The sequence below is a fragment of the Bradyrhizobium sp. UFLA06-24 genome, from assembly GCF_054967145.1.
In genome coordinates, this window is the sequence record NZ_JADFUE010000010.1 from 1 (window position 1) to 26,591 (window position 26,591).

Sequence of the window (26,591 nt, forward strand, 5' to 3'; positions counted from 1 at the left end):
TGCGGCGAGGGTTTGCGAAGCATCCCTCAATGAATCAAAAGTCCCCGCCAATGGCGAGGACTTTGTCAGCGGTCTGACGCCGGCCCCAAGGCCGGCGTTTTGCTTTGTCCGTATTCGCGCTCTCTCAGTCGAACAGCGCGTCGATGTCGTCCTGCGAGGCGTGGCCGGCATCGCCGGCGAGCTTCGGGCCGTTGAGGAGCTTCTCGTCTTCGCTGCGGTTGTCGACCGGCGCCGGCACGTGAGCCTTGATCGCGTCGACGCCGCCCCAGATCTCCATCATCGCGTTGATGTGCTGCTCGATGAACTTCATCGTGGTCATGACCTTGCTGATGCGCTGGCCGGTCAGGTCCTGGAAGTTGCAGGCTTCGAAGATCGAGATGACGCGTTCCTGAATGTCGTCGGCGAGCCGCTTCTGCTGATCCACCGAGTCCACCTTGGACATCGCGCTCGCGGCCTGGTCGATCGACTCCGCGGCTTCGAGGATCTGCTGCGTCGCCTGTTCGGTGCCGCCGACCACTGCGCCGAGTTCGCCATTGACCTTGGCCATCTCGCCGCCGTCGAAGCTCTTGCCGTGCAGGGTCGCGATCTCGCGCTTGGTGCGGTCGATGGCGTCGTGGATGAGGTCGAGTTCGACCTTCAGCTTCTCGCACTGCTCGATCTGGGCCCGATAGGTATCGAGCATCGTGCGTGCTTCGGAAAGCTCGTGGGCAGTGGAGGCATCGATCGCAGCCATCGCTGCGCTGCCGGACAGCGGCGCCGTGCCTTTCGCCATCTGTGCGCGGATCGCGCGTAGCTCTGCCATGATCTCGCTGTGCATCGGACCTGCCTCTTCAGTCACGTCAAGAATGGGCATCTCGCCGCCGGCGATATCCTCGACACGAAAACGTTTGCGGTGAACAGCCATCAGGATACTCCCCCCACCTCATTCACGGGTCTTTGTAGGCAGAAGCACTTTAACACGAGGTTCACAGCCGGAACTGAGAAACGGCCGCGCGCGAGGGCGTGCAAACGGGCGATTAACCATGCGGCGCGCGCCTTCACCGAAAATAAACGCTGATCGCCGAATTGGGCCGCCGCTCGCGACGTGGTGAATCGAAATGCCCGATCCGTTTACCAAACGAAACCGAGTTTGCTCTTTATTGACCACGTCGAGGGCGCGAACATTCAGCCAGCGCGTCCGGCGGCGAATGCAACTAGACGAAACAGTACAGAGTACGTCGATGTTCAAGAAAATGTCTGTCGCGCTGCTCGGCAGCGCATGCGCCTTCATTGTCGGCGCTCCCAGCGCCAGCGCATTCGACAATACCGTTCCGAACGATCCGCCCGCGGTGCTCTATCAGCCGCAGGTCGCTCCGGCCCCGGTGCGCGTGGCTTCCAACGGCAATATGGGCGGCGGCTTCATCGAATTCCTGTTCGGCGACGGCCCCGGGCGCGGCCCGGCCTATGCGCCGCAGCAGCCGATCTACCAGCAGCAGCCGGCTTACGCCGATCCGCGCCGCCTGCCGCCAATGGGCGAGCCGCAGATGCAGGGCGGCTATCAGCAAGGTGCAGGCTATCAGCAGGAGGCGATCGATCCGCGGCAGCGTCCGTTCGATCCGAAATTCGAGAAACAGCTTGTCGACTATACCGGCAAGGAAAGCGCCGGCACGATCGTCGTCGATTCCACCAACAAGTTCCTCTACCTCGTCGAGGGCAACGGCCGCGCGCTGCGTTACGGCATCGGCGTAGGTCGCGAGGGCTTCACCTGGAGCGGCGTGAAGTCGATCACGGCCAAGCGCGAATGGCCGGATTGGACGCCGCCGGCGGAAATGATCGCGCGCCGTCCCGATCTGCCCAGGCACATGGAGGGCGGCCCGGAAAACCCGCTGGGTGCGCGTGCGATGTATCTCGGCTCCACGCTCTATCGCATCCACGGCTCGAACGAGCCCTGGACCATCGGCACCAACGTCTCCTCCGGCTGCATCCGCATGCGCAACGAAGACGTCATCGACCTCTACGGCCGTGTCAATGTCGGCACCAAGGTCGTGGTGATGTGATCGTCTGCTGTTCGACGTGAAACGGCCGCCTCATCGGCGGCCGTTCTTGTTTGGCACTGTCGAGCAGCCTCACGCGAAATCGCTGCCGCCGTCATCTCCGCCGCCGAAGTCGCTGTCGTCGGCCATGTCCGTATTGCCGTTGTCGTTGTTGTCGTAGTCCTGATCGTTGTCGTCGCGATCGTTCGAGCCTTGATCGAAGAAGCTCTGGCGCGAGTCGCGATTCGAGCCGATGTCGTCGAGGCCGGCATCGCGGGCGAGCGAGCTGTTCGACTGGTCACCGCCCCAAGGGCTGCCGCCGCCGCGCTCCTCGATGATGGTGGTGTCGCCGAAAGCCTGATGCGAGCCGCCGCCCATCATGCCGCGGATGCTGGAGAGCAGCAGCGATCCGCCGACCACGCCGGCCGCCGCGGCTGCCGCCGTACCCAGGAACGAGCCGCCACCGCCGACCGGAGGTGCGCCATAACCTTGTCCATAACCCTGGCCTTGCCCGTAGGCCTGACCATAGGGCGGCTGGCCGTAGCCCGGCTGGGTCTGCTGCATCGCCTGGCCACTGTTCCAGACCGGCCGCTGCTCACGCGGCGGCACGTTCGGAACCGACCCGCGCGATTGGCTTCCGCCGAACAGCGTGTCGCGCATGGTGTCGAGGAAGCCGCCGGACTGGGCTTTCTCGGGCGCCTGCGCCGCTTCCAGCTCCTGGATGCGGTTGTGGGCGCGCTTCAGTGCTTCGTCCTGCAGCAGCGTGGTCTGCACCAGCGCGTAGACGGCGCCCGGCGCCTTGCGCAAACCGTCCGAAATCGCGGCGATCGCGTCGGGATCGCGCGGTGCATTTTCCAGTTTCGAAAGCCGGTCGAAAAGATCGTCGACGAGCTGGCGTTCCTGCGGCGTCATGGTCTGTCTCCCTCGCGCGAAACAAGCGCAAGCGGGATGTAGGGTTCCATTGTGGCCCCAACAGTGGCGGCCGGATTAAATTTCGGTATGCGACAGACTGGCCGGTGGGGCGGCTTTCACCGGTTTCATGCCAATGTCACATGGCTGGTCGCGAGAAGCCGCGCAAAGGCGTCGCTGGCGAGATAGGCGTGCTCGCGCTCGCGGACGTCAGTCATCGGGTCGAGACCGGTCAGGACCTCGTCGACGAAGCCGGGATGGCACATCACCAGGCCGCCCTCTGGAAGGCCTTCGATGAATTGCCGCATCAGCTCGCCGAAATCGGCCGCGCGCGTGAAATCATAGGCGCCGGCAAAGGCCGGATTGAATGCGAGACCGGCGCGCGCTGCGCGGCGGCGGAATTGCGCGCTGAGGACATCGAGCACCATCGCTTTTGGCGAAGCCAGCCGCTGTGCCAGCGGCAGGTTGCGGCCGCCCTGGCGGACCCAGGCCTTTGGCGCGGCCTCGCTGACCGCCTCGACGAAGCCGTCGCGCACCTGCGGAAACAGCTGCACGTGCTGATGGCCGTCGACGAAGTCGGGTGCGCGGCCGAAGGCTTCCCCGAAGGCCACGAGCTGCGCTCTCACCTCGTTGCGGAAGAACTCGCTGTCGAGCCGCCGCATCAAGCCGGCGCGCAACAGTTTTGGAAAGGCCATGAACATGTCGCCGTCGAGCGGACGGAAATGCATGGTGAGCGGGCGGAACGGGGCCGACAGCGTCACGTGCAGTCCAATCGCGCAGCGCGGGCTCGCCTTCACTGCTGCCTGAAGCGCCTCGATCTCGCCGCGCTCGATCGCGGGGCCGACCATCATCACCGAGGTGGCGTTGAGGCGGCCGCGCTCGATCAGGTCGCGGATGGCGCGGTTGACCCCGGGGCTGATGCCGTAATCGTCGGCGCAGAGCCAGATCCGCCGCAGGCTCGCGGCCGCGCTCATTCGGCCGCGGTCCTGTTGGATGCGTCGCCGGCGGTGTCGGCGTCAAAATGCTTTTCGCTGTGCTCGGCGACGAAGTAGATCGGACGCGCCTTCAGCTCCGAGAGGATCTTGCCGATATATTCGCCGACGATGCCGATCATGATGAGCTGCACGCCGCCGATCGTCATCAGGCCGACCACGAGCGAGGGATAGCCAGGGACCTGCTTTCCTGTGGTGAAAACTTCCCAGAGGATGGAGAGGCCGAACAGGAAGGCGACTCCGGCGAGCGCGACTCCGAGCAGGCTGGCGAAGCGCAGCGGCGCCACCGAGAACGACGTGAGGCCCTCGATCGAGAGGCCGAGCAGACGCGCAGCATTGAAGGTGGTGACGCCATGGGCGCGCGCCGCAGGCTCGTAATCGACGCGGATCTGGCGGAAGCCGATCCAGCTGGCGAGGCCCTTGAAGAAACGGTTGCGCTCCGGGAGTTGCCGCAGCGCCGTCACCGCGCGCGGCGAGAGCAGGCGGAAGTCGCCGGCATCTTCCGGAATCTTCTGGCGGGCGCCCCAGTTGATCAACGCGTAGAAGCCGTGCACGGCGACCCGGCGCAGGAACGTCTCGTTGTCGCGATGAGCCTTGGCGGTATAGACGACGTCATAGCCGTCATCGATCCAGTGACGCACCAGCTGCTCGATCAGCGCAGGCGGATGCTGGCCGTCGCCGTCCATGAACATGACCGCGCCGAGGCGGGCGTGATCGAGGCCGGCCATCAGGGCGGCCTCCTTGCCGAAATTGCGCGACAGCGACACCACCTGAACGTCGATCGCGTCGGCCGGCAGGCTGCGTGCGATCGACAGCGTCGCGTCCGCGCTGCCGTCGTCGACATAGACGACCTCGCAGGCGAGCCGATAGCGCTGCCGCAAGGTCTTGGCGAGATCGCAGATGCGCTGGTGCAGGGCGGCGAGGCCTGCCGCCTCGTTGTAGACGGGGACGACAATCGACAGCCCCTTCGCAGCGGCATTCGCTGCGGTGGTGGTCAGGGCGGAAACGTCAGAGCCCAGCGTCATCGATCAAGGTTCCAGAGGCGTTCAAGGTCATCCAACAGCATATGGTAGCTGCCGCTTGCTGTCGCTACGCTGAACGAACATGAGACTCACCGCCGCAGGAAAGCCTCGAGCTTGGCGAACAGCGGGTTCTCCCGGTCGAACACGTAGTCGAGCGAGACCACCGAGACGGTCTCGGCGCCATGTTCGCGCAGGAAGCTCGCCAGCGCATAGAGCTGCCCTGGCGGGCAGTGCAGCGTCAGCATACCCGATGAGGTCGGCCCGCCGAACGGAGCTTCGACGCCGAACCGGCTATGGGCCTCGCCGAGAAGGGCGGCGTCGCATTGCCGGAAGCGGGTCCGGACCTCGCGGTATTTGTTGGCGCGCGCGCGTGCCGCGATGTGGTCGAGGATGACGCGCGCGGTCTCGAGGGCCTGCGGCGACCAGTCGGCGTGCTTTGACGCCACCAGATTGGCCTGGCTGCGCAGCATCACGCCGTCGTCGAGCACCCGCAAGCCGTTGGCGGCGAGCGTCGCGCCCGTGGTGGTGATGTCGACGATCAGCTCGGCGCTGCCGGCCGCCGGCGCGCCCTCGGTCGCACCGGCGCTCTCGACGATGCGGTAATCGGTGATGCCGTGGGTCTGGAAGAAGGTGCGGGTGAGGTTGACGAACTTGGTCGCGACCCGCATCCGCATGTGGTGCTGCTCGCGGAAGCCGGTGGTGACGTCGTCGAGGTCAGCCATGGTGCGGACATCGATCCAGGCTTGCGGCACCGCGACCACGACGTCGGCATAGCCGAAGCCGAGCCCGTCGATCAGCGAGACGTGCTTGTCGGCGTCCGCGATGTTCTCGCGCACCAGGTCTTCGCCGGTGACGCCGAGATGCGCGAAGCCACGCGACAGTTGCGAGGCGATTTCGCTCGCCGACAGATAGGTGACCTCGACATTGTCGAGTCCCGCGATCGTGCCGCGATAGTCGCGAGCGCCGCCGGCCTTCGACAGCTTGAGTCCTGCGCGGGCGAAGAAGGCTTCGGCGTTTTCCTGAAGGCGGCCCTTGGAGGGAACGGCCAGAACGAATGGCGCGCTCATGGCTTAAGCTCCCACCTTTCGGCCGATCCTGGTCAGCGCGTCTACCCAGACCGAGAAGCCGACGGCCGGAATCGGAGTTGGCGATCCGAGCTGGGTCATCAGCCCGTCATAGCGGCCGCCGGCGACCAGCGGTTCGGCACCATTGCCCCTGTGATGCAGCTCGAACTCGAAGCCGGTGTAGTAGTCGAGCCCGCGGCCGAACGCGGTCGAGAAGCGCGTGGTCTTCACCTCGATGCCGCGCGCGGCCATGAAGCCGACCCGGCTTTCGAACTGGTCGATCGCGCCGGCAAGATCGAGCTTGGCGTCAGCGGTGAGCGCACGCAGCTCCGCGACGGCCTCGTCCGGATTGCCCGTAATCGACAGGAAGCGCTTCAGCACCGCGATTGCTTCGCGCGGCAACGCGCCGCCCTTCAGCGTCGACTGCTCGAGGAAGCGGTCCGCGATCTCGGCCGTGGTCCGGCCGCCGACATTGGTGGTCCCGGCGATCGACATCAGATCGGTGACGAAGGCCAGCGCCGCCTTGCGGTCCGAGCCGGCGAGCGCGGCCAGCACGCCCTCGTATTCGCTGCGGGTCGCGGTGGTCGCAGCCGCCAGCCGCTCCAGATCCTGCTCCAGGCTGATCTTGCGGTTGAAGTCCTTGACCAGGCGGCGGCGCCAGACCGGGTAGAGGTTGAGGGCGTCAAGCAGCGCATTGAACAGCGCCACATCGCCGGTGCGGATCTCGACGTCGCGCACGCCGAAGGCGGCCGTCGCCTCCAGCGCCAGCGCCAGCATCTCGGCATCCGCGGCGGCGCGGTCCTGCCGGCCGAACGATTCGATGCCGGCCTGGAGGAATTCGCTCGGCTGCCCGCCGCGGTAGCGAAACACGGGGCCCAAATAGCTGAACCCGGCGGGCTGGCCGGCGCGGCCGGAAGCGAGGTAGTCGCGTGCCACCGGGATCGTCAGGTCGGGGCGCAGGCAGAGCTCCTCGCCGGACAGGTCGGTCGTGAGATAGAGGCTCTTGCGGATGTCCTCGCCGGACAGATCGAGGAACGGCTCGGCCGGCTGCAGGATCGCCGGCTCGGCCCTGACGTAGCCGGCCTGCGCAAACGACAACAGCAGCGTATCCGCCCAGGCGGCGGAGCCGGCAGCATTTGAGGTGGCAGTCGCGGTCATAACGGGTCCATCGTCCCGGCAGGCCGGGCAGGGGTAGGTGGGAAGCGAGTTGGCGCAGCCCTTAGCATGGCCCGAAACCGGTTTCGACCTCCAAAGGATCAATCGCTTAACGGCGGGGCAATGCCGGGCGCCGGCGCGCGGCCGCGAAACCGGTGCGCTCCCTCTCCCGCTTGCGGGGGAGGGCTGGGGTGGGGGTGCCTCCGCGTCGGGATCGCCAGAGGCCCACGGAAGAAATCCCGAGTAGAGAGAGCCCCCACCCGGCGCTTCGCGCCGACCTCCCCCGCAAGCGGGAGAGTTTGGGAAACCGTGGCGCGATCGGTTGACCCAGCTCGATCTGTCTCTAGGCCGACGCCCCGCCCCAATCGCCCAGCACGGCCTGCACGAGCGCCAGCGCCGCCACGGCGGCGGTGTCGGCCCGCATGATCCGGGGGCCGAGGGCCAGCCGCAGGATCTTCGGTTGGCGCAGCAACAGGGCCCGTTCTTCCTCGGCAAAGCCGCCCTCGGGTCCGATCAGGACGTCGATACCTCGTCCGGGCTCGCGCGCGGCTTGCAGGCTCTGGACGGGGTTTTCGAGCTCGGCCGCCTCATCGCAGAAGATCAGCAGGCGGTCGGCAGGGCGCTGGCTGAGGTAACGCTCCAGCGGCACCGGTTCGGCGACACTGGCGATGCTTAGAATCCCGCATTGCTCGGCCGCCTCGACCACATTGGCGCGCATCCGTTCGGTGTTGACGCGGGAGGCCTGGGTGAACCGGGTCAGGACAGGCCGCAGGCTGGCAGCGCCCATCTCGATGGCCTTCTGGACCATGTAGTCGAGCCGAGCATGCTTGAGCGGGGCGAAGACATAGGCGAGGTCGAGCAGGCGGTCCTGGGGCCGGGTCTGCTGCAAGATCACGAGGCCATCCGGCCGCTTGCGGCCTTCAATGGCCGCCTGCCATTCGCCGTCGCGGCCGTTGAAGGCCAGCACCTCGGCGCCCGCGGAAAGCCGCAGCACATTGCCGAGATAATTGCTCTGGTCGCGGTCGAGGGCGATCCTGGCGTCCTGGGCCAGGGGGGCATCGACGAACAGGCGGGCGGCGCGAAAATCGTGGGAGGGCATTGGTCAAAGGTCCGATTTGCCGCCGTTCTTAACCGAAAGCAGCCATTTCGGGGTAAATATTGCCGAAATGCTGCCTCGGCGCGCCGCGCTCTTGCCCTATTCAACGGGTTGTTAAGGCTCGGCGGGAATCGTAAAATCGCGCGCACGCTGGTTGCGCTCCAATTGGAAGACGCCGAACCCCGTAAGCTCCTGCCGGAGAGATTATCTTGATAATCCGTCGTTTGATGCTTCCGATTACTGCCGCCATGGTCGCCATGGGTGCTGCGGGTGCGCATGCCCAGGGGTTCCCGGCACCGCTGCCGAATCAGCCCGCAACCGATTCTGCGTTTCCGCCCGTGAACGGCCGGGCGCCGGTTGCCTCCGTCGGCGTCGCGCCGCAGGCTTCCTTCCCGGTCAACGGCGCCGCGCCCCTTGGGGGAGGCGGCGGCGCTTTCAGCGCGGCTCCGCCGACGCAAGCCGGTCCCGGCGAGGATTGCATGAAGGCGTTCATCCCGCTCCGCGAGGAGGCCGAGAAGCGCGGCAAGCTGATCAAGGCGGCGAGCGACCGCCATGCCTCGCCTGAGGAAGCCTGCAAGCTGATCAGGAGCTTCGGTCAGGCCGAGTCCAAGATGATCAAGTATGTCGAGGCCAACGCGGCCAAATGCGGAATCCCGCCGCAGATCGGCGCGCAGATGAAGGACGGTCACAAGAACACCGAGGCCATGCAGACGAAAGTCTGTAACGTCGCGCAGCAGATGGCGAACCAGCCGCGCGGTCCGGCCGGTCCGTCGCTCAGCGAAGTGGTGGGTTCGGGCTCGGCGCCGGAAGTCAATGCCGGCAAGAAGGGCGGCAGCACCTTCGACACGCTCAACGGCAACGTCCTCACCCGATGAGTGACACATCAGCCCGTGTTGCCGACTCCACCGGCAACTGGGTCGATACGCTCGCGCCGCAATGGGCCCGGCCATATCTGCGCCTGTCCCGCTTCGACCGGCCGATCGGCTCCTGGCTGCTGTTGATGCCGTGCTGGTGGTCGGCCGCGCTCGCCAGCGGCATGGCACATGACGTCCGCGGCCTGCCGCTCACCCTCGTGCTGTTCTTCATCGGCGCCTTCGTGATGCGCGGTGCCGGCTGCACCTGGAACGACATCACCGATCGCGATCTCGACGACAAGGTCGAGCGCACCCGCTCGCGACCGCTGCCGTCGGGGCAGGTGACCACGAAGCAGGCGCTGACCTTCATGATTGCGCAGGCCCTGATCGGGCTCGTTGTGCTGCTCCAGTTCAATCGCTTCGCGGTCCTGACCGGCATTGCCTCGCTTCTGATCGTTGCGATCTATCCCTTCATGAAGCGCATCACCTGGTGGCCGCAGATCGTGCTCGGGCTCGCCTTCTCCTGGGGCGCGCTGATGGGCTTTGCCGTCACTTTCGGACGCATCGATGTCACCGCGCTCGTGCTCTATGCCGGCGCGATTTCGTGGGTGATCGGCTACGACACCATTTATGCGCATCAGGATGCCGATGATGACGCGCTGATCGGCATCAAGTCCACCGCGCGCCTGTTCGGCGCACACACGCACCAGGCGCTGATCCTGTTCTACGGGCTGTCGGTGATGCTGATCGGCGTCGCGCTTGCCTCAGGCGATGCGCGCTGGCCGGCGTGGATCGGCCTTGCCGCGTTCGGCGCGCATTTGGCGTCACAGATCTTGCGCTTGAAGATCAACGATCCCGAACTTTGCAAACGCCTGTTCTTTTCGAACAAGCACGCCGGTGCGCTGCTGTTTGCGGGATTGCTGGCCGATGCGGTGATGCGGGCGGCGTAATTCGCAGCTCTCGTAGGCTGGCAAAGGCGCTCTTGCGCCGTGCCCACCATCTCTCAAGGATTGATAAAAGACGTGGGCACGCTTCGCTTTGCCCACCCTACGGAATCCGCTCAATTCCTTGCGATGATCTCGCGCTCTTCGCGATGGACCGGCAGCTCGCGCGTCATGGCGGTGCGGCGGCGCATCAGGAATTTCGGACGGCGGGCGCGGATCGCATTGGCGCGGCGGCGGCGGGCCGCGGGCTTGCGGGCGCCTTCGTCGAGCTGCGGCAGCGCGAAGATCTCGCTCCACATCGCCCAGGCTTGCGTGAGTTCGTCGCCATCGGCACCGACCAGCAGCGGAACGGACAGGGAAGGATCGCGATGGACCAGCACGAGGGCCTGCGCCTCGTCGGCGCCGCGCAGCGCGACGCCGGTGAAGTCGCTGACGCGCACGTTGATCGCCATCTGCATGCCGCGGACGGCACGGCGCAGCACGACGCGTTCGCGATGAAGCTCGATTTGCCTCGTGTAGCCGTCGGCGCGCGGATCATGCGCATCGAAGCGGACCGGAAGGGAATGAGGGTCGAGCCGCAGGCTGCGGCTCGACCCGGCGGGGTTGACCCCGCATGTTGATGTTTGACGCCTCACGGCTTTCATTCTCCCCGCCAGGATTATGTTCCCGGTCGATGCGAGGACCTTAGCGCAGACCTTTCCGAAACCGCTTAAAAAGGCTGGTTAACCCAGCGTCACCGGGCCGCATGATTGACAAGACCTTGGCGCGCATGATTGACGAGACGTTGCGCCGGTCTCGCGAATCTGAGCCTTTTGCGGGCTGAAAACGCTTGAAGTCCGCACCATTTGGGCACATCTGGTGTGCAGGGCCCAAGGTCGCCCCGAGACCTCCCGCGTCCCAACAGGATTTCGTTTGTGAACCCTTCACCAAGCTCGACGCTTTCGCCCCAGGATTCGTCCAAAGCCAACCGCGACCTGTTCGATCAGTCCGCGCTCTCGGATCTCGCTCAGCGTCTGGTCGAGGCGGCGAAGCGCGCGGGCGCGGATGCGGCCGATGCGGTCGCGGTGCGCGGCATCTCGCAAGGTGTCGAAGTGCGCGACGGCCGCGTCGAGGAATCCGAACGGTCCGAGGGCGATGACGTCGGCCTGCGCGTCTTGGTCGGCCAGCGTCAGGCCGTGGTCTCGACCAACGATGTCAGCGGCGATGCCGTGACCAAGCTTGCCGAACGCGCCGTTGCAATGGCACGCGTCGCTCCATCCGACAAATATGTCGGCCTTGCCGATCCCGCGCTGCTCGCGCGCGATTTCCCCGATCTCGATCTTCTCGATCCCAACGTGCCCGCAACGGCCGAGCTCGAGCGCCGCGCGCTGGAAGCCGAGGCTGCTGCGCTTGCGGTGAAGGGCGTATCCAAATCCGGCGGTGCCTCGGCTTCATCAGGCATCGGCGGCATGGTGCTCGTCACCTCGACAGGTTTCCATGGCTCGTACCTGCGCTCCAGCCAGGGCATCTCGGCGACCGCAATCGCCGGCGAAGGCACCAGCATGGAGCGCGACTACGACTTCACCTCGGCGCCGCACGGCGCCGATCTGCTGTCGCCACAAGCGGTCGGCCGATCCGCCGGCGAGCGCACGGTGGCGCGCTACAATCCGCGCAAGGTCGAGACCTGCAAGGTGCCTGTCGTGTTCGACCCGCGCGTCGCGGGCTCGCTGGTCGGCCATCTCGTCGGCGCGATCAACGGCGCCTCGATCGCGCGCAAGACCAGCTTCCTCAAGGACAGGCTCGGCCAGCAGCTGTTCGCCAGGAACATCCGCATCGTCGACGATCCCCTGCGCAAGCGCGGGCTGCGGTCGCAGACCTTCGACGCCGAGGGCGTTGCGGTGAAACGCACCGCGCTGGTCGATGAAGGCGTGCTGACGACCTGGCTTCTCGACTGCGCTACCGCGCGCGAGCTCGGTCTCACCACCACCGGCCACGCGCATCGCGGCGTTTCGTCCTCGCCGTCGCCCGGGCCGTATAATCTGCATCTCGAGCCCGGCACGCCGAGCCCGGCCGAGCTGATCGCCGACATCAGCCAGGGATTCTACGTCACCGATTTGATCGGCTCGGGCGTCAATGGCGTCACCGGCGACTACAGCCGCGGCGCCTCCGGCTTCTGGATCGAGAATGGCGAGCTCACCTATCCCGTCAGCGAGGTGACGATCGCCGGCCATCTGTTCGAGATCTTCAAATCGATGCAGCCGGCCAACAATCTGGAGTTCCGCTACGGTATCAATGCGCCGACGGTGCGCATCGAGGGTTTGACGCTTGGCGGACGCTGACTTTTCCGACGCAAACGTTCTGATGCGCGACGCAGCGCTGCTGCAAGACACGGTGCGGGAGGCGGGCGCATTGGCGCAGTCGATGTTCCGCACCGAGTTGAAGAAGTGGACCAAGGGCGCATCCTCGCCGGTCTCCGAGGCCGACATTGCCGTCAACGATCTCCTCGAGGCACGCCTGCGCGGTGCCACGCCGGATTATGGCTGGCTGTCGGAGGAGAGCGCCGACGATTCCACGCGGTTGTCGCGGCGGCTCACCTGGGTGGTCGATCCCATCGACGGCACGCGCAACTATCTCGGTGGCCATGACGATTGGTGCGTCAGCGTGGCGCTGGTCGAGGATGGCTCGCCCGTGCTTGCCGCGGTGTTCGCGCCTGTCACCAACGAGTTCTTCTTCGCCGTCCGCGGTCGGGGCACGCTGCTCAACGACGTCCCGGTCCAGGCGACGCAAGGAGCCGCGCTCGATTTCTCGCGCGTTGCCGGCCCCAAGCCGCTGGTCGAGCGGCTGAAGCCGTCGCTGGGCGAGATCAAGCTGCATCCGCGAATCGGCTCGCTGGCGCTCCGCCTGTGCCGGGTCGCCCATGGCGGGCTGGATGCGGCCTTTGCGGGGGGCAACAGCCATGATTGGGACCTTGCGGCGGCCGATTTGATCGTGCAGGAAGCGGATGGTAGGATGAGCGACCTCTCCGGAGATCCCATCCTTTATAATCGTCGGGAAGTGACGCACGGGGTGCTGGTGGCAGCGGGACGCGATCGTCATGCGAGCATTGTCGCGCATTTTCGAAACCGTCCCTTGCCCTGAAGCGCTTGTCGGCGTGCTTGTCGACCACTGCTTTGCCGGGCAGCCCGTTAGGAACAGAACTCATGCCAGATAGTGCCCCGCAGCAACTGCTTCATCTCGTGATCGGCGGCGAGCTCGTCGATCTCGAGCAAAACGTCTTCAAGAATCTCGACGACGTCGAGATCGTCGGCCTGTACCCGAATTATGCGACGGCGCACGCCGCCTGGCGCGCCAAGGCGCAGAGCACGGTCGACAATGCGCAGATGCGCTATTTCATCGTCCATCTCCACCGGCTGCTCGACCCGAATCAAGAACCGGCGCGTTGAAAAAACTGCTTCGCAATACGCTGCGAAGCAGCTGGTTTCAGCGTGCCGTCGGGGTTCTGGCGGCCGAATATCTGCGCCTGGTCTGGCGGACCAACAAATTCACCTTCGATCCGCCCGACGTCTATGAACGCGTCGAGCCGCAGATCCCCGCCATCTTCGCCTTCTGGCACGGCCAGCATTTCCTCACGCCGTTCATCAAGAACAAGGACTCCTACCGCGCCAAGGTCCTGATCTCGCGCCATCGCGACGGCGAGTTCAACGCGATCGCAGTGGAGCGGCTTGGCATCGGCACCATCAGAGGTTCCGGTGACCATGGCGGCGCTTTCCACCGCAAAGGTGGCGTCGGCGCCTTCAAGGAGATGGTGCGTACGCTCCAGGACGGTTGTAATGTCGCGTTGACCGCCGATGTCCCCAAGCGCGCGCGCGTGGCCGGGCTCGGCATCATCATGCTGGCACGGGAATCGGGGCGGCCGATCATGCCTTTCGCGATGGCGACCAGTCGCTTCATCAGGCTCAAGAACTGGGACCGTACCACCATCAACCTGCCGTTCGGGCGGGGCGCCCTGGTCGGCATCAAGGAAATCCACGTTCCCGCCGATGCCGATGCCGCCATGATGGAAACGCTGCGGCTGGAGCTGGAAGAGACGCTGAACGAAGCCACGCGCCGCGCCTATGCGCAGCTCGGACGTCCGGGGCCGGCCGATGGCTAGCTCGCTGCCCAATTCGCTGCCGAAGTCCCTGCCAATGACGCTGCGGATGTACCGGCGCCTCGCCAAAGGCCTCGTGCCGCTCGCGCCGGCGCTGATTAAGCGGCGGCTCAAGCAGGGCAAGGAAGACCCCGCCCGCGTCGGCGAGCGGCGGGGCCTGTCCCAGGACGTGCGGCCGCACGGCCCGCTGGTCTGGATCCACGGCGCCAGCGTCGGCGAGGTGCTGGCGGCCGCGGCGCTGATCGAGCGCCTGCGCGAACTCAATTTGCGCATCCTGCTCACCTCGGGCACGGTCACCTCGGCGGCCGTGGTCGCAAAACGCTTTCCGCCCGACGTCATCCATCAATACGTGCCGTATGATTCCCCGCGCTACGTCGCGCGCTTCCTCGATCACTGGAAGCCGTCGCTGGCGCTGTTCATCGAATCCGATCTGTGGCCGAACCTGATTCTCGCGGGCGCGGCGCGCCGGGTGCCGATGGTGCTGATCAACGGGCGGATGTCGCCGCGTTCGTTTCCGCGCTGGCGGCGGATGCACGGCACCATCTCGGCGCTGCTGTCGCGGTTCGACATTTGCCTCGCGCAGTCCAGGACCGACGCCGAACGCTTCGCCACGCTCGGCGGCCGCGATGTCGTCACCACGGGCAATCTCAAGCTCGACGTGCCGGCGCCGCCGGCCGATCCCGCCAAGCTCGAACGGCTGATGACGATGACGCGGGGACGACCGATCATCGTCGCGGCCTCGACCCATCCGGGCGAGGACGAGATGCTGGTCGCGGCGCATCGCAGCCTCGTCGGCATCTTCCCGCAGCTTCTGACCGTCATCGTGCCGCGGCATCCGGATCGCGGCTCCGCGATCGCAGGGATGATTACGGCGTCCGGCCTGAAGCCGGCCTTGCGCTCGCGCGACGAGCTTCCGGCGGCGACGACCGACATCTATGTCGCCGACACCATGGGCGAGCTCGGCCTGTTCTACCGTCTCTCGCCCATCGTGTTCATGGGCGGCTCGCTGATCCGCCATGGCGGGCAGAATCCGATCGAGGCGATCAAGCTAGGGGCCGCCATCGTCCATGGTCCGAACGTCTTCAACTTCTCCGACGTCTATCAGGCGCTCGATCAAAGCGGCGGGGCGCGCGTGGCCGACACGCAGGAGACGCTGGTCAAGCAGCTCGGTCTGCTGCTCGCCGATCCCGTCGTGCGCGACAAGATGCAGCGCGCGGGCGCCGGCGTGGTCGCGGAGCTCGGCGGCGCGCTCGATCGCACCATGGCGGCACTCGAGCCGTATCTGATGCAGCTTCGCATCGAGATGGGAGCCGCCAATGCGTGAGCCGGCCTTCTGGTACCGGCCGCGCTCTCCGACGTCGCTCCTGCTCAGTCCGCTGGGCGCGCTCTATGGCGCCATCACCGCGCGCCGCATGGCGCGCAAGGGCTTTGACGCCGGCATCCCCGTGCTCTGCGTCGGCAATTATCATGTCGGCGGCGCCGGCAAGACGCCGACCGTGCTGGCGCTGACGAAGCTGCTGCGCGAGCTCGGCGAGACGCCTGTCGTGCTCAGCCGCGGCTATGGCGGGCGCCTGCACGGCCCGGTCATGGTCGACCGCGAACGTCACACCGCGTCCGATGTCGGCGACGAGCCGCTGATGATGGCGCGCGATGTCAAGGTTGCGGTGGCGCGCGACCGCATCGATGGCGTCGCGCTGGCGAAGTCGCAGGGCGCGACATTGATCCTGATGGATGACGGCTTCCAGAATCCGCTTCTGCTCAAGGATGCCTCGCTGATCGTGATCGACAGCGAACGCGGCCTCGGCAATGGCAAGTTGTTTCCGGCCGGTCCCCTGCGCGCGCCGCTTAAGCCGCAGCTCGCGCGCACCGATGCGCTGGTGCTGATCGGCGACGGCCATGCTGCGGACCAAGTCGCGGCGGAGATCTCCGCGCGTGGCAAGCCGGTGCTGCGGGCGCGGCTGAAGCCGGATGCGGCCTCGCTCGCGCAACTGTTCGGCAAGCGCGTGCTGGCCTTCGCCGGCATCGGCGATCCCGAACGCTTCTTCCGCACCCTTCGTGCCTGCGGCCTCGAGGTGATCAGCACGCGGTCCTTCGCAGACCATCACGTGTTTTCGTCGGCCGAGCTCGCCGCGCTCGCCGCGGATGCGCAGCGCGAGCAGCTCACGATGGTGACGACGGAGAAAGACCTCGCGCGCCTCTCCGGCAGCGACGGCGTGCCTGACGCCATCGTGCCGTTCGCCGTCCAGCTCGAGTTCGACGATCCGGCCAGGCTCAAGCAGCTGATCAGCGAGCAGCTCTACAAGGCCCGCGAGCGGCGTTTCAGCACGCGCTGATCTCGCCGCAACATCAACTCTGCGGTTTCGGCGCGTTCGGAAAATGCCGCTGCAGCACCGCCGCCGGCGTGGCGTAGGCCTCCTGCAGATCCACGCTCCAGTATTTCAGCTCGTCGAGCGGGATCCGTGTGTCGGTGATGGCGCAGCGCACGAACGTTCCCGGCGAGATCACGCGGAAATCGCCGTCGAGATATTGCACCTGCGCTTCGCCATGGCCCGAGGGGCCGAACTTGTTCAGCACGGTCGAAAGTCTCCGTGGATGGCCCTCGAGGGGGCACGATGTGTTGCTGTGGATGTACCATAGATAGGAAGGCTTGTCCGCCCGTCAAACCCACCGGTTTGTGATGTTTTGCAACCGTTTACGCATGATAGTGCTTGAAGCCCTGCGGCACCCTTTCGACAGAGTCCGATGCGCCCCGTCATTTCCGCCCTGTTCCTGACGCTTTTGATCTCGGCTGCGCAAGCCGCGCAGATGCCTGCGCCTGCGCAGGTGGAGATACCGCTGTCCTCGGGCGTGCTGCACGCGCAGCTGTTCAAGCCGGAGGGGGCTGGTCCCTTCCCGACGGTGATCGCACTGCATGGCTGCGGCGGCCTCGGCAGCCGGTCCGATTCCGTCCTGCCGCGCTATCGCGATTGGGCCGAGCGCCTGCTCAAGGCGGGGAACGCCGTCCTGCTGCCGGACAGCTACGGCTCGCGCGAGCTCGGGCCGCAATGCCGCGTCAAGGAGGCGCACGTCAAGGCGCGGCGCGAGCGCGTCACCGACATCGCGGCCTCGCGCGCCTGGCTGATGAAGCAGAACTGGGTGGAGCGCGACCGCGTCAGCCTGATCGGCTGGGCCAACGGCGCCAGCGCGCTGCTCTGGGCGGTGCGTCCGCAGGCCGCGGCGCGCGATGCCGGCCCGGATTACCGCGCCGCGATCGCGTTCTATCCGGATTGCCGGATCTCCGCCGGTCTCGGCTGGAGCACGCGCGTGCCGACGCTGCTCCTGATCGGCGCCAATGACGACGTGTCCTCGCCGCCGGCCTGCCGCCAGATGGTCGAGGGCGCGCACGGCCGCAGCGCGCTCGCGCGCATCGTGGTCTATCCCGGCGCCTATCACGATTTCGACCGCGCCAACACGCCGCTGCATGCCGCCGGCGGCAGCCCTGATGCCGCCGCGCCCGAGCACGGCCATCTCGGCACCGATTCCGAAGCGCGCGCGGAGTCGCAGAAGGAAGTCGCGGAGTGGCTGGCGCGGTAGCTCTATAGAGCGAAGGCGGACGTCATACTTCGACCATGATGTCGGCTAAACGCATCCTTCATGCGTAGTCGCATCGTCATCTTCTCCTCCGCACTGGCCGTCTTCACCGTCGCGGTGTTCCTGTTCGAAGCCCACGCCGGCTCACCCCTGCGCGCGCCCGATCATTGCGGCTTCTGGACCACGATCGACGCGGGCTTGTCCTGCCGGTAGGGGCGCACGCATGTGCCATAGCGCACACTGCGCTCCCTCCCCCCTTGTGGGAGAGGGCGGGGGAGAGGGGTAGCCCAGCAAAAGGTCTATCGATTCTGTCGAATGCAATCCTGGCGCATAGTTGAGAGAGTGTGCCGTGTGGTACCCCTCTCCCTAACCCTCCCCCACAAGGGGGGAGGGAACGCAGCGGTGCTGGCGGCGCCACCGCATTCCCAACGCGCTCAGAACAAGCTGCCCTGATCCACCGGCTTGGCCACGCGCTTCGGCGCGGGCTTCGTGTCCTGCGGCGCGGCCTTCGCTGGCGCGCGCTTGGGCGCGGGCGCCGGCCGGTCCGCATCCGCGGTCGCGCCGACGCGGCCATCCGCGAACTCGATCTCGACACGTGCGCCGGGCCCCACCGCGTCCGCCGAATGCAGCGGGTGCCCCGCCTCGTCGCGCACCAGCGCGAAGCCGCGGGCGAGCACGCCGCGATAGGACAGGGCGGAGAGCAGCTTGCCGCTGTTCTCGACGCGGGCGTCCAGCCGTTGCAGCAGCGTGAGCAGCGCGCGGCCGGCGCGCTCGGCGAGGCGATGGGTTCGCTCGCGCTGGCGGAGAATCGCGTTGCGCTGCGCCTGGGCGTTGGAGAGCTTTGAGGCGCGCAAGCGGACTTCAAGCCCGGCGAAGCGGTCGCGCCGTCGCCGCAGCAGCGACCGCGCGGAGAGGCCGAGCCGTTCGCCTGATACAGTGAGGCGATGATCGGCCTGCGCGATCTGGCCGTGCAGCACCCGCAGCGTCAGCTTGGCGCTCGCCGCCGTGAACCTGCGGAAATGTGCATGCGTGCTCGCCTTGAGCCCGCGGGGCAGGGCGCTGCCCGCCGAATCCAGCCGCTGCCGGGGGATCGCGAGCAGATCGCCGGCCGCCGGCAGCGCACGCGCAGCCGCGCGAAGCTCGTTGCGGCGGTTTTCATGGCCGCGCTGCCAGCAGGCCCGCGTGCGCCGCGCGAGGTCGGCGACCTCGACGAACAGATCGCTGCGCACCGGCACCGCCATTTCGGCCGCCGCCGTCGGCGTCGGCGCGCGCTTGTCTGCGACGAAATCGATCAGCGTGATGTCGGTCTCGTGCCCCACCGCCGAGATCAGCGGGATCATGCTCTCGGCCGCCGCCCGCACCACGATCTCCTCGTTGAACGACCAGAGATCCTCCAGCGAGCCGCCGCCGCGCGCGACGATGAGCACGTCGGGCCGTGGAATCCTGCCGCCCTCCGGCAGCGCGTTGAAGCCGCGGATCGCCGCCGCGACCTGCTCGGCCGAGCCTTCGCCCTGCACCTTCACCGGCCACACCAGCACGTGGCGGGGGAAGCGGTCCTCCAGCCGATGCAGGATGTCGCGGATCACGGCGCCGGTCGGCGAGGTCACGACGCCGATCACCTCGGGCAGCCAGGGCAGGAGCTGCTTGCGCGCCTCGTCGAACAGGCCTTCGGCGGCGAGCTTCTTCTTGCGCTCCTCCATCAGCGCCATCAGCGCGCCGATGCCGGCCGGCTCCAGCGCCTCGATGACGATCTGGTATTTCGAGGAGCCCGGATAGGTCGTGAGCTTGCCGGTCGCGATCACCTCGAGCCCCTCCTGGGGCTTGAAGCGCATGCGGCCGTGCACGCCCTTCCAGATCACCGCCTCGATCTTGGCGCTCTCGTCCTTCAGCGCGAAATAGCAATGGCCGGAGGAATGGGCGCCGCGGAATCCCGAGATCTCGCCGCGCACCCGGACATGGCCATAGGTGTCCTCCACCGTCCGCTTCAGGGACTGCGACAGCTCGGAGACGGTGAATTCAGGCGCGTTGTGAAGAGGTTCCGCGGGCGGCATCTGCAAACGATTCGGCATGTTGGGGTTCGGACTCGACGTTAAGGATTTTCGCCTGGAAGCGCCATCTGGCCGATTGACCGAAAGAGTACTCTGTAATATAGAGTTCTCTATCGACTGTACATCCCGAGGAGTTTGCGTCATGGCGATCCAGTTGCTGCGAGGTACGCTGAGCCTGCTGAAATGGGGTCTGTGCGCGGTGGGCGCGCTCGCCCTTGTCCTGACCGCGCTGATCGCGACGCCGCTGCAGCGGCCGCCGGAGCTGCGTTCGGTCTCCGACTCCGTCAAGGGCATCGACTTCACGCGCCAGGTGGCGCTCGAGCAGTTCCAGGCCCGTGACGGCACCTGGCTCGGCTACCGCCATTATCAGCCGAAGGGACCCGCCACCGGCCGCGGCGCCATCTTCATCCACGGCTCGTCCGGCTCGAGCGGCTCGATCAATTTCGTCCTGACCGCGGAGCTGGCGGCGCACGGCGTCGAGACCTGGGCGCTCGACATGCGCGGCCATGGCGCCTCCGGCACCCGCGGCGACATCGGTTATGTCGGCCAGCTCGAGGACGATCTGGTCGACTTCGTCGCCCATGTCCGCAAGAGCGCGCCGGACCTGCCGCTGACCCTGATCGGCCATTCCGCCGGCGCCGGCTTCTCTCTGCGCGTCGCCGCGACGCCGATCGTGCAGGACCTGTTCGTGCGCACCGTGCTGCTCGCGCCCTATCTCGGCTATGACGCGCCGACCAACCGGCCGCATTCCGGCGGCTGGGCCAACGCCGATGTCCCGCGCATCCTCGCCCTCACCACATTGCGCAAGCTCGGCATCGATTGCTGCGCGCAGCTCCCGGCGCTCGCCTTCGCGGTGCCGGTGAATTCGGAAGCGATCCTGACGCCTGTTTATTCCGACCGCCTGATGCGCAACTTCGCGACGCGCGGCTATCGTCTCGACCTTGCCGCCACGACCCGCCCGATCACCATCTTCGGCGGCACCGACGACGAGATGATGATCTCGGAAAATTATGCCGCGGCGGTGCAGGCGATCAAACCTGATATCGACGTCAAGCTGATCGAGGGCGTCAACCACATGGGCATCGTCACCAATCCGAAGGCGGTCAACGCCATCGCCGAGGACGTCGCCACGCGCGGGAGCGGCCAGTCATGATGCGACCCGCTGCCGGCAGGGCAATCGCACATGGTTTTCACGAGGATGGTCCGTCGGCTTGCCCCGCCTCTCCCGCTTGCGGGAGAGGCCGACACGCCGCGGGCGATGCGCTAGCATCGATCCGCGCGTGGCGGGTGAGGGTTCTTTCCAACCGGGGATTGTCCCGTTGCGGACACAGCCCAACCCTCTCAGCACGAGCCCTGACATGATCGACAGCAAGCAGGCCGCCGAAGCCCTCGCCGACATCGACGACATCGTCCAGCGCCTGCGGCAATCGCAGCTCTATGAGCTCGCCAGCACGGCCGCTATATGGTGGGGCGTGCTGGTCTTCGCCGGCAATCTCGTCACCTGGCTGTGGCCGTTTTACGCGCGCTACGCCTGGCCCGCCGTCGACATCCTCGGTGTCGGCGGCCTGATCGCGATCCGGCTGCTGGCGCCGTCGCAGGCTCAGCCGGCGGCCTTCGACGTCAGGCTGGTGCTGGTCTTCTTGCTGTTCTTCGCATTCGGGACCATCTGCACCAGCGTGCTCGGCCATTTCGGCCCACGCGAGCTCGGGGCCTTCTGGCCGATCTATTTCATGCTGTTCTACACGCTCGCCGGTCTCTGGTTCGGCACGGCGTTCGTCGCCATCGGCCTCGTCATCACCGCGCTGACGCTGATCGGCTTCTTCTACATCGGCGAGCCATTCCCGCTCTGGATGGCCTTCGTCAACGGCGGCGGCCTGATCGTCGGCGGCCTCTGGATGCGGCGGATCTGATGGCCGAGCTCGACGACATCATCCACCAGCCGCTCCGGCTGAAGATCATGGCGGCCCTGAACGCACTGCCGGCGACATCGGGCCTCGAATTCGCCCGCCTGAAGAAACTCACCGGCGCCACCGACGGCAATCTCGGCGCGCACATCGAGACGCTGGCGAAGGCCGGCTATGTCTCGGTGGAGAAGGCGTTCGTGGGCAAGAAGCCGCAGACGAAGGTGACCGCCACGGCGGCCGGCCGCGGCGCCTTCGCGCGGCATGTGGCGACGTTGCAGGAGATCATTGCGGGGAGGCAGGTTTAAGCTCGTCGGTCAAACGATGGATGGCCAACCGCTGGACGGCGCTCAATCCTTGACGAGCTAGTATTGGCGCAGTTGTAGTATTTCCTTTTCGAAGGACTTTTGCGCTGCGGCGAATACCCTGCTGGGAAGTGTCAATGAACGAGCAATTTCAACAGGCGACTGCCGCTATCCCCGGATTGTTTGCCAAGCTGATCGCATCGCCCCCCTTCAGCAGCAAAGGTATCGCTGCTCAGAAGGGTAGAGCAGGCGTTTACGCGTTTCTCGAAAATGGGGTGCCTGTCCACGTTGGCCGCACCCGAAATCTTGGTGGACGTCTCCGAGACCATATCACAAAAAGTCATTTCTCAGCTTCATTTGCTTTCAAGCGAACGCGAATTGAACACGGTAAAAAGGCGACCTACGTCCCTGAGGGCTCTCGCAGAGACCTTCTAAAAGATCCCGCCTTCAAGGAAGCCTTCCTAAGGCAAGTGAGCCTAGTCAAAGAAATGGCTGTTCTCTTCGTTGAAGTTGCGGATCCCGTGCAGCAGTATCTGCTCGAATTGTACGCGCATCTCGAATTTGGCCTCACCTTAGACGAGTTCGATACCCATTAGCCGCATCGAACTACGATGATAGTTCGTAGGGTGAGTCGAGCCGTTGTAAATCCATCTCTTTTCGCATTCCGATTTTTCGTGCTCGTGGCTATTATGCGCCTCCAAGTGACAATGAACGCGGCTGGCGCTCGGTTGGCTACCCAACCTCCGGACTACTCAGCTTCATCTATCTCTCCGCACCGTACAGTTCACTTGCAAGTTGTCGAACCTCGTTGGTAGCAGAGTCGCCAAGCTGTTTGAGATAATCCAAAAATTCTTGCTGGTTGCTCATCGAGAATATGCGCGCCTTATAGGCCAATTCCGTCCGAAGCTGGCCCTGCTGCAATAATGACGCACACTGTTTGTCTACGAACATGGCATCCACAAAAGGCGCATACGTGGCGATAGCCGTAAAGTCGGTTAGGATGCTGGCACCGACGTTCGGACTCTGTCCAGACGACACCCTCCAAGCGAGGGCGGCGATCAGGTAAGCGAAGATTTTATGCGCAGGCTGTTCCTGATTTCCTGGCCAATCAAGAAACTTGGATACTTCGTCGAACGCATATTGAGGTGGTACGCCTCGACTGACGAACATCGCGGCAAGTTGCCGATATCGATCCATTAAGCCAAAGCGCAACTCCAATATACTCGATGGATCGTCCGAAGCCATTGCCGCCTCTGTTTTGGCGATCTCATCACGCAGAGCTTGGCGCATGGCGGACCCGTAGCTAGATAGCTCATGTCTCAGTATTTGGTCGAACGTCGGTCGCCTCTTAGCCCAACCTTCGGCAAGGCTTTTCAAACTCGTCTCTGCGGTCGACCGATCCCTACGTAGGCCGGGAGCAAAAATCGAGTAATCGGAATTTACGTTGATGTGGAAGATTGGAAGCCAATCGTTGCGCTCACCAGACAGAATATCATCGACATTAAAAGTCAGAGCAGGAGGGCTGGACCCGCTGATGTAGGCCTCAGCAAATGCCCACTCTTGATCTGTTGCAATTTCGTCGGTTCTGTCAAAGAACGTTTCACCGCTGAACATCTCGTGCGCCAACCTTAATTCGCCTGGTGAGTGCCAGACAATTGTCTCGTCTGAATGCAGGTTGGACGACGGAAATATGACCTGCTGGCGCTTGTAAGCGAGGGCAGCAAGTTCGTAACATCGTTGCCAAAATGTAGCGCTCGGTGCGCCAGGCCGACGCTTTCCTTCTTTTGTCTTGTAGAGCTCGGATATCGCAAACTGATCCAAGTAGACGACACGCTTATCGACTTTAGGGAGCATCTCGTCATGCGAGTATCTGCAATCCGCGCAGCGCTTGGTCACACAGTTGCCACCTACTGAAAGCGTTCCAAACCCTTCTTTTCTGCACTTTGGGCATTTTCGAAACGGCGGCAATTCGAACATCTTAGTGTCCAATGGCGAGATGTTGGCTCGGTGCTTACCGATTCCGAGCAGCTTCGAACTAAGCGGTGAGGTTATCCCACTCTCGGGCAACCCACTGGCACATGTGGAGGAGCTGGCGCAGACTCTCATCCGCGTTTGACGTGTCAATGGGACTTGCCTGCCCGTGTGCAGCATCGTCTCGCCAAAGAGAGACGATGCCTGCAAAGGTAGTCAAAGTATTGCGCCTCGGCGCGCCGGCTTGACCAGCAATCATGTTCAGCACCGCTTGGCGTCCCCGATTGCCGCGATACAAACTTAGTACTTGTTCCTCGTTCCCACTCTTCGTGATCGCAGTTGCAAGTAAAATAGACTCGGCGGCTGCGCCCACCATTGCACAGCAAGCCAGCCATGCTTCGGCGTTTCGGCACCTGATGGCTTCCATTGCGCGTTGATGAAATCCATCACCAAAAAGTTGTCGATAGCCGTTGAATGTCGCCGCAAGTGAGCCGGGCTGGGCTATTAGTATGGTTGCGTCGTCAAGGTTTGCGAGAGCGGCGCGCCCGGCAACCGTCAGCGAATAACCGCCTTCCTCGACCGCTTGCTCGCCAGATCGTCGGACGCCAGGGCGAACAATTCCGCGCCTGCACAATTCCCAAGCTGCTTCGTAGAATATCGGCGACAGCTCGCGAACTGGACCGTCCAAGTAGTGCTCGTGCGGATGCCGCTGTCGAGCAGCAAATTCTGCGCCAGTGCGTGCGTACAGGTCGTATCCGTAGTTTCGTGCGCGGTCATGCCGCAGAAGCTCGATTAGTATGGCGATTGCCTCATCTAAATCCATGTGTCTCTCCGGAGAGCTACGCTAATGGCTGAGCGCTACGATCAGCGGGCGCAATGACGTGCGCGTATTTCCCGATGGCTTCGTTCGAATCAGCGTGTTAGTCAGGATGGCACAATGCTGGGTAGCAATATGCATCTTAGGGTGCCTGTCCCGGTTATTCACAGCGAGCGCTACGGCTCGATCATCCTCAGCGAATCGGCAGCGGAGTTGGTGGATCGATCGAACGGTCCTTCCCCAGAAACCGAAGCGTTCCACTGGGACCAAGAGTGCACATCGTAAGCGTCTGCTACTTCGAGTCAGGTCAACTCGGGGCCATCCCCCTTGAGCCCCACCCCGATACGTGCGGCCTCCGGCCCCAGCAAAACCCCTCATTTTCCGAGCCTTCGATGCACATTCTCCTGCGGTTCCGGCGGCCGCGAACATGCTCTGCCGTGGAAGATCGCAGCCTCTCCCCTGGTGACCAAATTCTGGTGCGCGCCCGGCAATGCCGGCATCGCACGAGGCGGAATGCGTGGCGCTCGATGTCGCCGGTCATGCGGTCGTGATGGACTTCTGCAAAAAGAATGCGGTCGAGCTGTCGTGAAATGACGCTGACACTGCACTAAACCTGTTTTGGCAATTTCCTAGGCTCGCGGCAGCTCATTCGGCCAAAGCCATTGCGCCTAGCAGCCGCGGCAGATGCTCTTGAGCTTTTTATCCAGGGCTTTGTCGGCGGGATCGCGAGGCGGATCCACATCAGGCTTCCTCGCGTTGGGCTCGCCTGCCGCTGTAGCGACGGGATGCGGATGCTGCCTGTGGCGTCTGGCCTCGGCAGGCTCATTCAACGCAAGCGCTGCGGCGAAAGCGATGCACAGGGTGCAATTCAGCAGTTTTTGCAAATCTTCCCCACGATCTTGTCGGCGCGGTTGTTCTCTTGATCGATCTTGTCGTCACTGCCCTTTTCGTCCTGTGTCATCGGCCTGCCGATGCCGCCCGCAGGGGCCGTAGCTTGTGCGTTCGCGGGCGAACCCGACGGGGCTGCCGTGCCGGCCGTGTTGGTGCCGGGCGCCGCTCCCGTTGTCAGGCCATTGCCGTTCCCTGTTGGACGATTTGCACCTGACTGGGCGGGCGAGGGGCTGTTGGTGTTCTCGCCCGCAACGTTTCCAGTGGCCGATCCATTGCTGAGGTTGGGTGCCGTCGTCGTGTTCGTATTTGCACCAGTCCCTGCAACACCAGTCCCTGCAGCGCCGGTCCCGGCTGAACCGGATGGAGATGTTGCGGCTGCACCCGCCGTCCCTGACGAGGAGGCTGCGCCTGCCGCGCCGCCGGCTGAAGATGATGCTCCGCCTGCGCCGCCACCACCAGCTCCGCCGCCACCTCCGCCACCCCCGCCTCCACCGCCGCCTTGAGCGAATGCGGAGCAGGGAATGACAACGGCCATGACGAGCGCAAGACGGGAGATGTTCATGATGGCACTCCTTTGAGCCATCAAGCCATCCGCTGTCTGGTCGTTCCTATCAGCGTCGCACCGCGAGCGGCGCATCTCGCAGCGCGCGGTCATCAAAGGTGGGAAAGGCGCGCGGAACTTGGCGACTTATCCCTGCGTTGCGCCATGAGGAGGCGTGTCATGGCCAGGACGGCAAAGAAACAGACCATCCGCGGGCGCAAGCAGGACCGCAGCCGCGTCGCCGGCGGGCAAGAGGACGAGGTCCGGTACGAGGCCCGGAAGTCAGGACGGCCGGCCTCCGCCGTCAAGACGGCGGTCAGAGAAGTCGGCAACACCAGGAAGCAGGTGGAGAAGAGGCTGGGGCGATAGT

General features: G+C 65.0%; 28 protein-coding genes and 1 pseudogene. 17 read left to right on the forward strand and 12 right to left on the reverse strand.

Translation table 11 applies throughout. The annotated features are described in order from the left end of the window. Positions 1-124: 124 nt before the first annotated feature. Positions 125-904, reverse strand: coding sequence for a protein phosphatase CheZ (locus tag IF809_RS10830; protein WP_128968413.1), 780 nt, complete (start codon positions 902-904; stop codon positions 125-127). Positions 905-1,220: 316 nt separating this feature from the next. Here IF809_RS10830 and IF809_RS10835 point away from each other — a divergent pair, with 316 nt between their 5' ends. Next, positions 1,221-2,036, forward strand: coding sequence for a L,D-transpeptidase (locus tag IF809_RS10835; protein ID WP_128968412.1), 816 nt, complete (start codon positions 1,221-1,223; stop codon positions 2,034-2,036). Between the two features lie 69 nt (positions 2,037-2,105). Here IF809_RS10835 and IF809_RS10840 read toward each other — a convergent pair whose 3' ends face one another. From IF809_RS10840 to IF809_RS10865, 6 genes are all read right to left on the reverse strand, one after another. After that, positions 2,106-2,924, reverse strand: a complete 819-nt coding sequence (locus IF809_RS10840) for a DUF2076 domain-containing protein (RefSeq protein ID WP_462837579.1) — start codon at positions 2,922-2,924, stop codon at positions 2,106-2,108. 125 nt (positions 2,925-3,049) lie between these two features. Then, positions 3,050-3,895 (reverse strand): ChbG/HpnK family deacetylase, encoded by an 846-nt coding sequence (locus tag IF809_RS10845; RefSeq protein ID WP_128968410.1) that lies wholly within the window; start codon positions 3,893-3,895, stop codon positions 3,050-3,052. Next, positions 3,892-4,938, reverse strand: a complete 1,047-nt coding sequence (locus tag IF809_RS10850; protein ID WP_128968409.1) for a glycosyltransferase family 2 protein — start codon at positions 4,936-4,938, stop codon at positions 3,892-3,894. Before IF809_RS10850 ends, IF809_RS10845 begins: the two co-directional genes overlap by 4 nt. An 86-nt stretch (positions 4,939-5,024) precedes the next feature. Then, entirely contained in the window at positions 5,025-6,002 is a 978-nt protein-coding gene (gene hisG, locus IF809_RS10855) for an ATP phosphoribosyltransferase (RefSeq protein ID WP_128968408.1), read from the reverse strand. 3 nt (positions 6,003-6,005) lie between these two features. Continuing rightward, a complete protein-coding gene (locus IF809_RS10860) occupies positions 6,006-7,157 on the reverse strand; it encodes an ATP phosphoribosyltransferase regulatory subunit (protein WP_462837580.1) in 1,152 nt (383 codons plus the stop codon). A 340-nt stretch (positions 7,158-7,497) separates the two neighbouring features. Further along, positions 7,498-8,253, reverse strand: a complete 756-nt coding sequence (locus tag IF809_RS10865; RefSeq protein ID WP_128968406.1) for a 16S rRNA (uracil(1498)-N(3))-methyltransferase — start codon at positions 8,251-8,253, stop codon at positions 7,498-7,500. 209 nt (positions 8,254-8,462) lie between these two features. On the opposite strand from IF809_RS10865, the gene IF809_RS10870 reads away from it, so the two are divergent. Then, complete coding sequence (locus IF809_RS10870) at positions 8,463-9,125, forward strand: hypothetical protein (RefSeq protein WP_462837645.1); 663 nt, start codon at positions 8,463-8,465, stop codon at positions 9,123-9,125. Beyond that, positions 9,122-10,054, forward strand: coding sequence for a 4-hydroxybenzoate octaprenyltransferase (ubiA, locus tag IF809_RS10875; protein WP_462837581.1), 933 nt, complete (start codon positions 9,122-9,124; stop codon positions 10,052-10,054). Before IF809_RS10870 ends, ubiA begins: the two co-directional genes overlap by 4 nt. A gap of 110 nt (positions 10,055-10,164) precedes the next feature. Here the strand turns inward: ubiA and IF809_RS10880 are convergent, their stop codons facing one another. Next, the gene (locus tag IF809_RS10880) at positions 10,165-10,683 is read right to left on the reverse strand and encodes a DUF6101 family protein (protein WP_128968404.1); all 519 of its coding nucleotides are present in this window, start codon (positions 10,681-10,683) and stop codon (positions 10,165-10,167) included. Positions 10,684-10,962: 279 nt separating this feature from the next. Here IF809_RS10880 and IF809_RS10885 point away from each other — a divergent pair, with 279 nt between their 5' ends. The 6 genes from IF809_RS10885 to lpxK all read left to right on the forward strand — a co-directional run bounded on the left by IF809_RS10885 (position 10,963) and on the right by lpxK (position 16,510). Beyond that, positions 10,963-12,366: a TldD/PmbA family protein gene (locus IF809_RS10885; protein ID WP_128968403.1), complete on the forward strand. Its 1,404-nt coding sequence runs from the start codon at positions 10,963-10,965 to the stop codon at positions 12,364-12,366. Next, a complete protein-coding gene (locus tag IF809_RS10890) occupies positions 12,353-13,165 on the forward strand; it encodes a 3'(2'),5'-bisphosphate nucleotidase CysQ (RefSeq protein ID WP_128968402.1) in 813 nt (270 codons plus the stop codon). Before IF809_RS10885 ends, IF809_RS10890 begins: the two co-directional genes overlap by 14 nt. A 62-nt stretch (positions 13,166-13,227) precedes the next feature. Continuing rightward, positions 13,228-13,470: a DUF4170 domain-containing protein gene (locus IF809_RS10895; protein ID WP_028134338.1), complete on the forward strand. Its 243-nt coding sequence runs from the start codon at positions 13,228-13,230 to the stop codon at positions 13,468-13,470. Next, positions 13,467-14,180 (forward strand): lysophospholipid acyltransferase family protein, encoded by a 714-nt coding sequence (locus tag IF809_RS10900; RefSeq protein ID WP_128968401.1) that lies wholly within the window; start codon positions 13,467-13,469, stop codon positions 14,178-14,180. The genes IF809_RS10895 and IF809_RS10900 overlap by 4 nt, the downstream gene beginning before the upstream one ends. Further along, positions 14,143-15,501 (forward strand): 3-deoxy-D-manno-octulosonic acid transferase, encoded by a 1,359-nt coding sequence (locus IF809_RS10905; RefSeq protein WP_453993307.1) that lies wholly within the window; start codon positions 14,143-14,145, stop codon positions 15,499-15,501. Before IF809_RS10900 ends, IF809_RS10905 begins: the two co-directional genes overlap by 38 nt. After that, entirely contained in the window at positions 15,494-16,510 is a 1,017-nt protein-coding gene (lpxK, locus tag IF809_RS10910) for a tetraacyldisaccharide 4'-kinase (protein WP_462837582.1), read from the forward strand. The genes IF809_RS10905 and lpxK overlap by 8 nt, the downstream gene beginning before the upstream one ends. Before the next feature lie 13 nt (positions 16,511-16,523). On the opposite strand, the gene IF809_RS10915 is transcribed toward lpxK, so the two are convergent. After that, positions 16,524-16,751, reverse strand: a complete 228-nt coding sequence (locus tag IF809_RS10915) for a DUF2093 domain-containing protein (RefSeq protein WP_128968398.1) — start codon at positions 16,749-16,751, stop codon at positions 16,524-16,526. Positions 16,752-16,919: 168 nt separating this feature from the next. On the opposite strand from IF809_RS10915, the gene IF809_RS10920 reads away from it, so the two are divergent. After that, entirely contained in the window at positions 16,920-17,750 is an 831-nt protein-coding gene (locus IF809_RS10920; protein WP_462837583.1) for a dienelactone hydrolase family protein, read from the forward strand. 60 nt (positions 17,751-17,810) lie between these two features. Beyond that, a complete protein-coding gene (locus IF809_RS10925; RefSeq protein WP_128968396.1) occupies positions 17,811-17,960 on the forward strand; it encodes a hypothetical protein in 150 nt (49 codons plus the stop codon). A 221-nt stretch (positions 17,961-18,181) separates the two neighbouring features. Here the strand turns inward: IF809_RS10925 and xseA are convergent, their stop codons facing one another. Continuing rightward, a complete protein-coding gene (gene xseA / locus IF809_RS10930; protein WP_462837584.1) occupies positions 18,182-19,816 on the reverse strand; it encodes an exodeoxyribonuclease VII large subunit in 1,635 nt (544 codons plus the stop codon). Positions 19,817-19,937: 121 nt separating this feature from the next. Between xseA and IF809_RS10935 the strand changes: the two genes are divergently transcribed. From IF809_RS10935 to IF809_RS10950, 4 genes are all read left to right on the forward strand, one after another. Next, positions 19,938-20,948 carry an alpha/beta hydrolase gene (locus IF809_RS10935; RefSeq protein ID WP_462837585.1) on the forward strand — a complete coding sequence of 337 codons (1,011 nt, stop codon included), beginning with the start codon at positions 19,938-19,940 and terminating at the stop codon, positions 20,946-20,948. A 205-nt stretch (positions 20,949-21,153) separates the two neighbouring features. After that, complete coding sequence (locus tag IF809_RS10940; protein ID WP_462837586.1) at positions 21,154-21,705, forward strand: hypothetical protein; 552 nt, start codon at positions 21,154-21,156, stop codon at positions 21,703-21,705. Then, positions 21,705-22,004, forward strand: coding sequence for a winged helix-turn-helix domain-containing protein (locus IF809_RS10945; RefSeq protein ID WP_462837587.1), 300 nt, complete (start codon positions 21,705-21,707; stop codon positions 22,002-22,004). The genes IF809_RS10940 and IF809_RS10945 overlap by 1 nt, the downstream gene beginning before the upstream one ends. 134 nt (positions 22,005-22,138) lie before the next feature. Then, positions 22,139-22,597 (forward strand): GIY-YIG nuclease family protein, encoded by a 459-nt coding sequence (locus IF809_RS10950; RefSeq protein ID WP_462837588.1) that lies wholly within the window; start codon positions 22,139-22,141, stop codon positions 22,595-22,597. A 166-nt stretch (positions 22,598-22,763) separates the two neighbouring features. Here the strand turns inward: IF809_RS10950 and IF809_RS10955 are convergent, their stop codons facing one another. Together IF809_RS10955 and IF809_RS10960 are read right to left on the reverse strand one after the other, a co-directional pair. After that, complete coding sequence (locus IF809_RS10955; RefSeq protein WP_462837589.1) at positions 22,764-23,978, reverse strand: hypothetical protein; 1,215 nt, start codon at positions 23,976-23,978, stop codon at positions 22,764-22,766. A gap of 58 nt (positions 23,979-24,036) precedes the next feature. Next, complete coding sequence (locus IF809_RS10960; protein WP_462837590.1) at positions 24,037-24,795, reverse strand: hypothetical protein; 759 nt, start codon at positions 24,793-24,795, stop codon at positions 24,037-24,039. Positions 24,796-25,181: 386 nt separating this feature from the next. On the opposite strand from IF809_RS10960, the pseudogene IF809_RS10965 reads away from it, so the two are divergent. Beyond that, positions 25,182-25,372: pseudogene (locus IF809_RS10965) on the forward strand (phosphoribosylamine--glycine ligase); the annotation flags it as partial. A gap of 1,029 nt (positions 25,373-26,401) precedes the next feature. Then, positions 26,402-26,590 carry a DUF3606 domain-containing protein gene (locus IF809_RS10970; protein WP_462837591.1) on the forward strand — a complete coding sequence of 63 codons (189 nt, stop codon included), beginning with the start codon at positions 26,402-26,404 and terminating at the stop codon, positions 26,588-26,590. Position 26,591: the final 1 nt, after the last annotated feature.

What these genes read in the sequence shown, in the direction of transcription:
- IF809_RS10830 (WP_128968413.1), bottom strand. Translation starts at nt 904, where the DNA reads ATGGCTGTTCACCGCAAACGTTTTCGTGTCGAGGATATCGCCGGCGGC.
- IF809_RS10835 (WP_128968412.1), top strand. Translation starts at nt 1,221, where the DNA reads ATGTTCAAGAAAATGTCTGTCGCGCTGCTCGGCAGCGCATGCGCCTTC.
- IF809_RS10840 (WP_462837579.1), bottom strand. Translation starts at nt 2,924, where the DNA reads ATGACGCCGCAGGAACGCCAGCTCGTCGACGATCTTTTCGACCGGCTT.
- IF809_RS10845 (WP_128968410.1), bottom strand. Translation starts at nt 3,895, where the DNA reads ATGAGCGCGGCCGCGAGCCTGCGGCGGATCTGGCTCTGCGCCGACGAT.
- IF809_RS10850 (WP_128968409.1), bottom strand. Translation starts at nt 4,938, where the DNA reads ATGACGCTGGGCTCTGACGTTTCCGCCCTGACCACCACCGCAGCGAAT.
- hisG (WP_128968408.1), bottom strand. Translation starts at nt 6,002, where the DNA reads ATGAGCGCGCCATTCGTTCTGGCCGTTCCCTCCAAGGGCCGCCTTCAG.
- IF809_RS10860 (WP_462837580.1), bottom strand. Translation starts at nt 7,157, where the DNA reads ATGACCGCGACTGCCACCTCAAATGCTGCCGGCTCCGCCGCCTGGGCG.
- IF809_RS10865 (WP_128968406.1), bottom strand. Translation starts at nt 8,253, where the DNA reads ATGCCCTCCCACGATTTTCGCGCCGCCCGCCTGTTCGTCGATGCCCCC.
- ubiA (WP_462837581.1), top strand. Translation starts at nt 9,122, where the DNA reads ATGAGTGACACATCAGCCCGTGTTGCCGACTCCACCGGCAACTGGGTC.
- IF809_RS10895 (WP_028134338.1), top strand. Translation starts at nt 13,228, where the DNA reads ATGCCAGATAGTGCCCCGCAGCAACTGCTTCATCTCGTGATCGGCGGC.
- IF809_RS10905 (WP_453993307.1), top strand. Translation starts at nt 14,143, where the DNA reads ATGCGCAGCTCGGACGTCCGGGGCCGGCCGATGGCTAGCTCGCTGCCC.
- lpxK (WP_462837582.1), top strand. Translation starts at nt 15,494, where the DNA reads ATGCGTGAGCCGGCCTTCTGGTACCGGCCGCGCTCTCCGACGTCGCTC.
- IF809_RS10920 (WP_462837583.1), top strand. Translation starts at nt 16,920, where the DNA reads ATGCGCCCCGTCATTTCCGCCCTGTTCCTGACGCTTTTGATCTCGGCT.
- IF809_RS10925 (WP_128968396.1), top strand. Translation starts at nt 17,811, where the DNA reads ATGCGTAGTCGCATCGTCATCTTCTCCTCCGCACTGGCCGTCTTCACC.
- xseA (WP_462837584.1), bottom strand. Translation starts at nt 19,816, where the DNA reads ATGCCGAATCGTTTGCAGATGCCGCCCGCGGAACCTCTTCACAACGCG.
- IF809_RS10935 (WP_462837585.1), top strand. Translation starts at nt 19,938, where the DNA reads ATGGCGATCCAGTTGCTGCGAGGTACGCTGAGCCTGCTGAAATGGGGT.
- IF809_RS10940 (WP_462837586.1), top strand. Translation starts at nt 21,154, where the DNA reads ATGATCGACAGCAAGCAGGCCGCCGAAGCCCTCGCCGACATCGACGAC.
- IF809_RS10945 (WP_462837587.1), top strand. Translation starts at nt 21,705, where the DNA reads ATGGCCGAGCTCGACGACATCATCCACCAGCCGCTCCGGCTGAAGATC.
- IF809_RS10950 (WP_462837588.1), top strand. Translation starts at nt 22,139, where the DNA reads ATGAACGAGCAATTTCAACAGGCGACTGCCGCTATCCCCGGATTGTTT.
- IF809_RS10955 (WP_462837589.1), bottom strand. Translation starts at nt 23,978, where the DNA reads ATGTTCGAATTGCCGCCGTTTCGAAAATGCCCAAAGTGCAGAAAAGAA.
- IF809_RS10960 (WP_462837590.1), bottom strand. Translation starts at nt 24,795, where the DNA reads ATGGATTTAGATGAGGCAATCGCCATACTAATCGAGCTTCTGCGGCAT.
- IF809_RS10970 (WP_462837591.1), top strand. Translation starts at nt 26,402, where the DNA reads ATGGCCAGGACGGCAAAGAAACAGACCATCCGCGGGCGCAAGCAGGAC.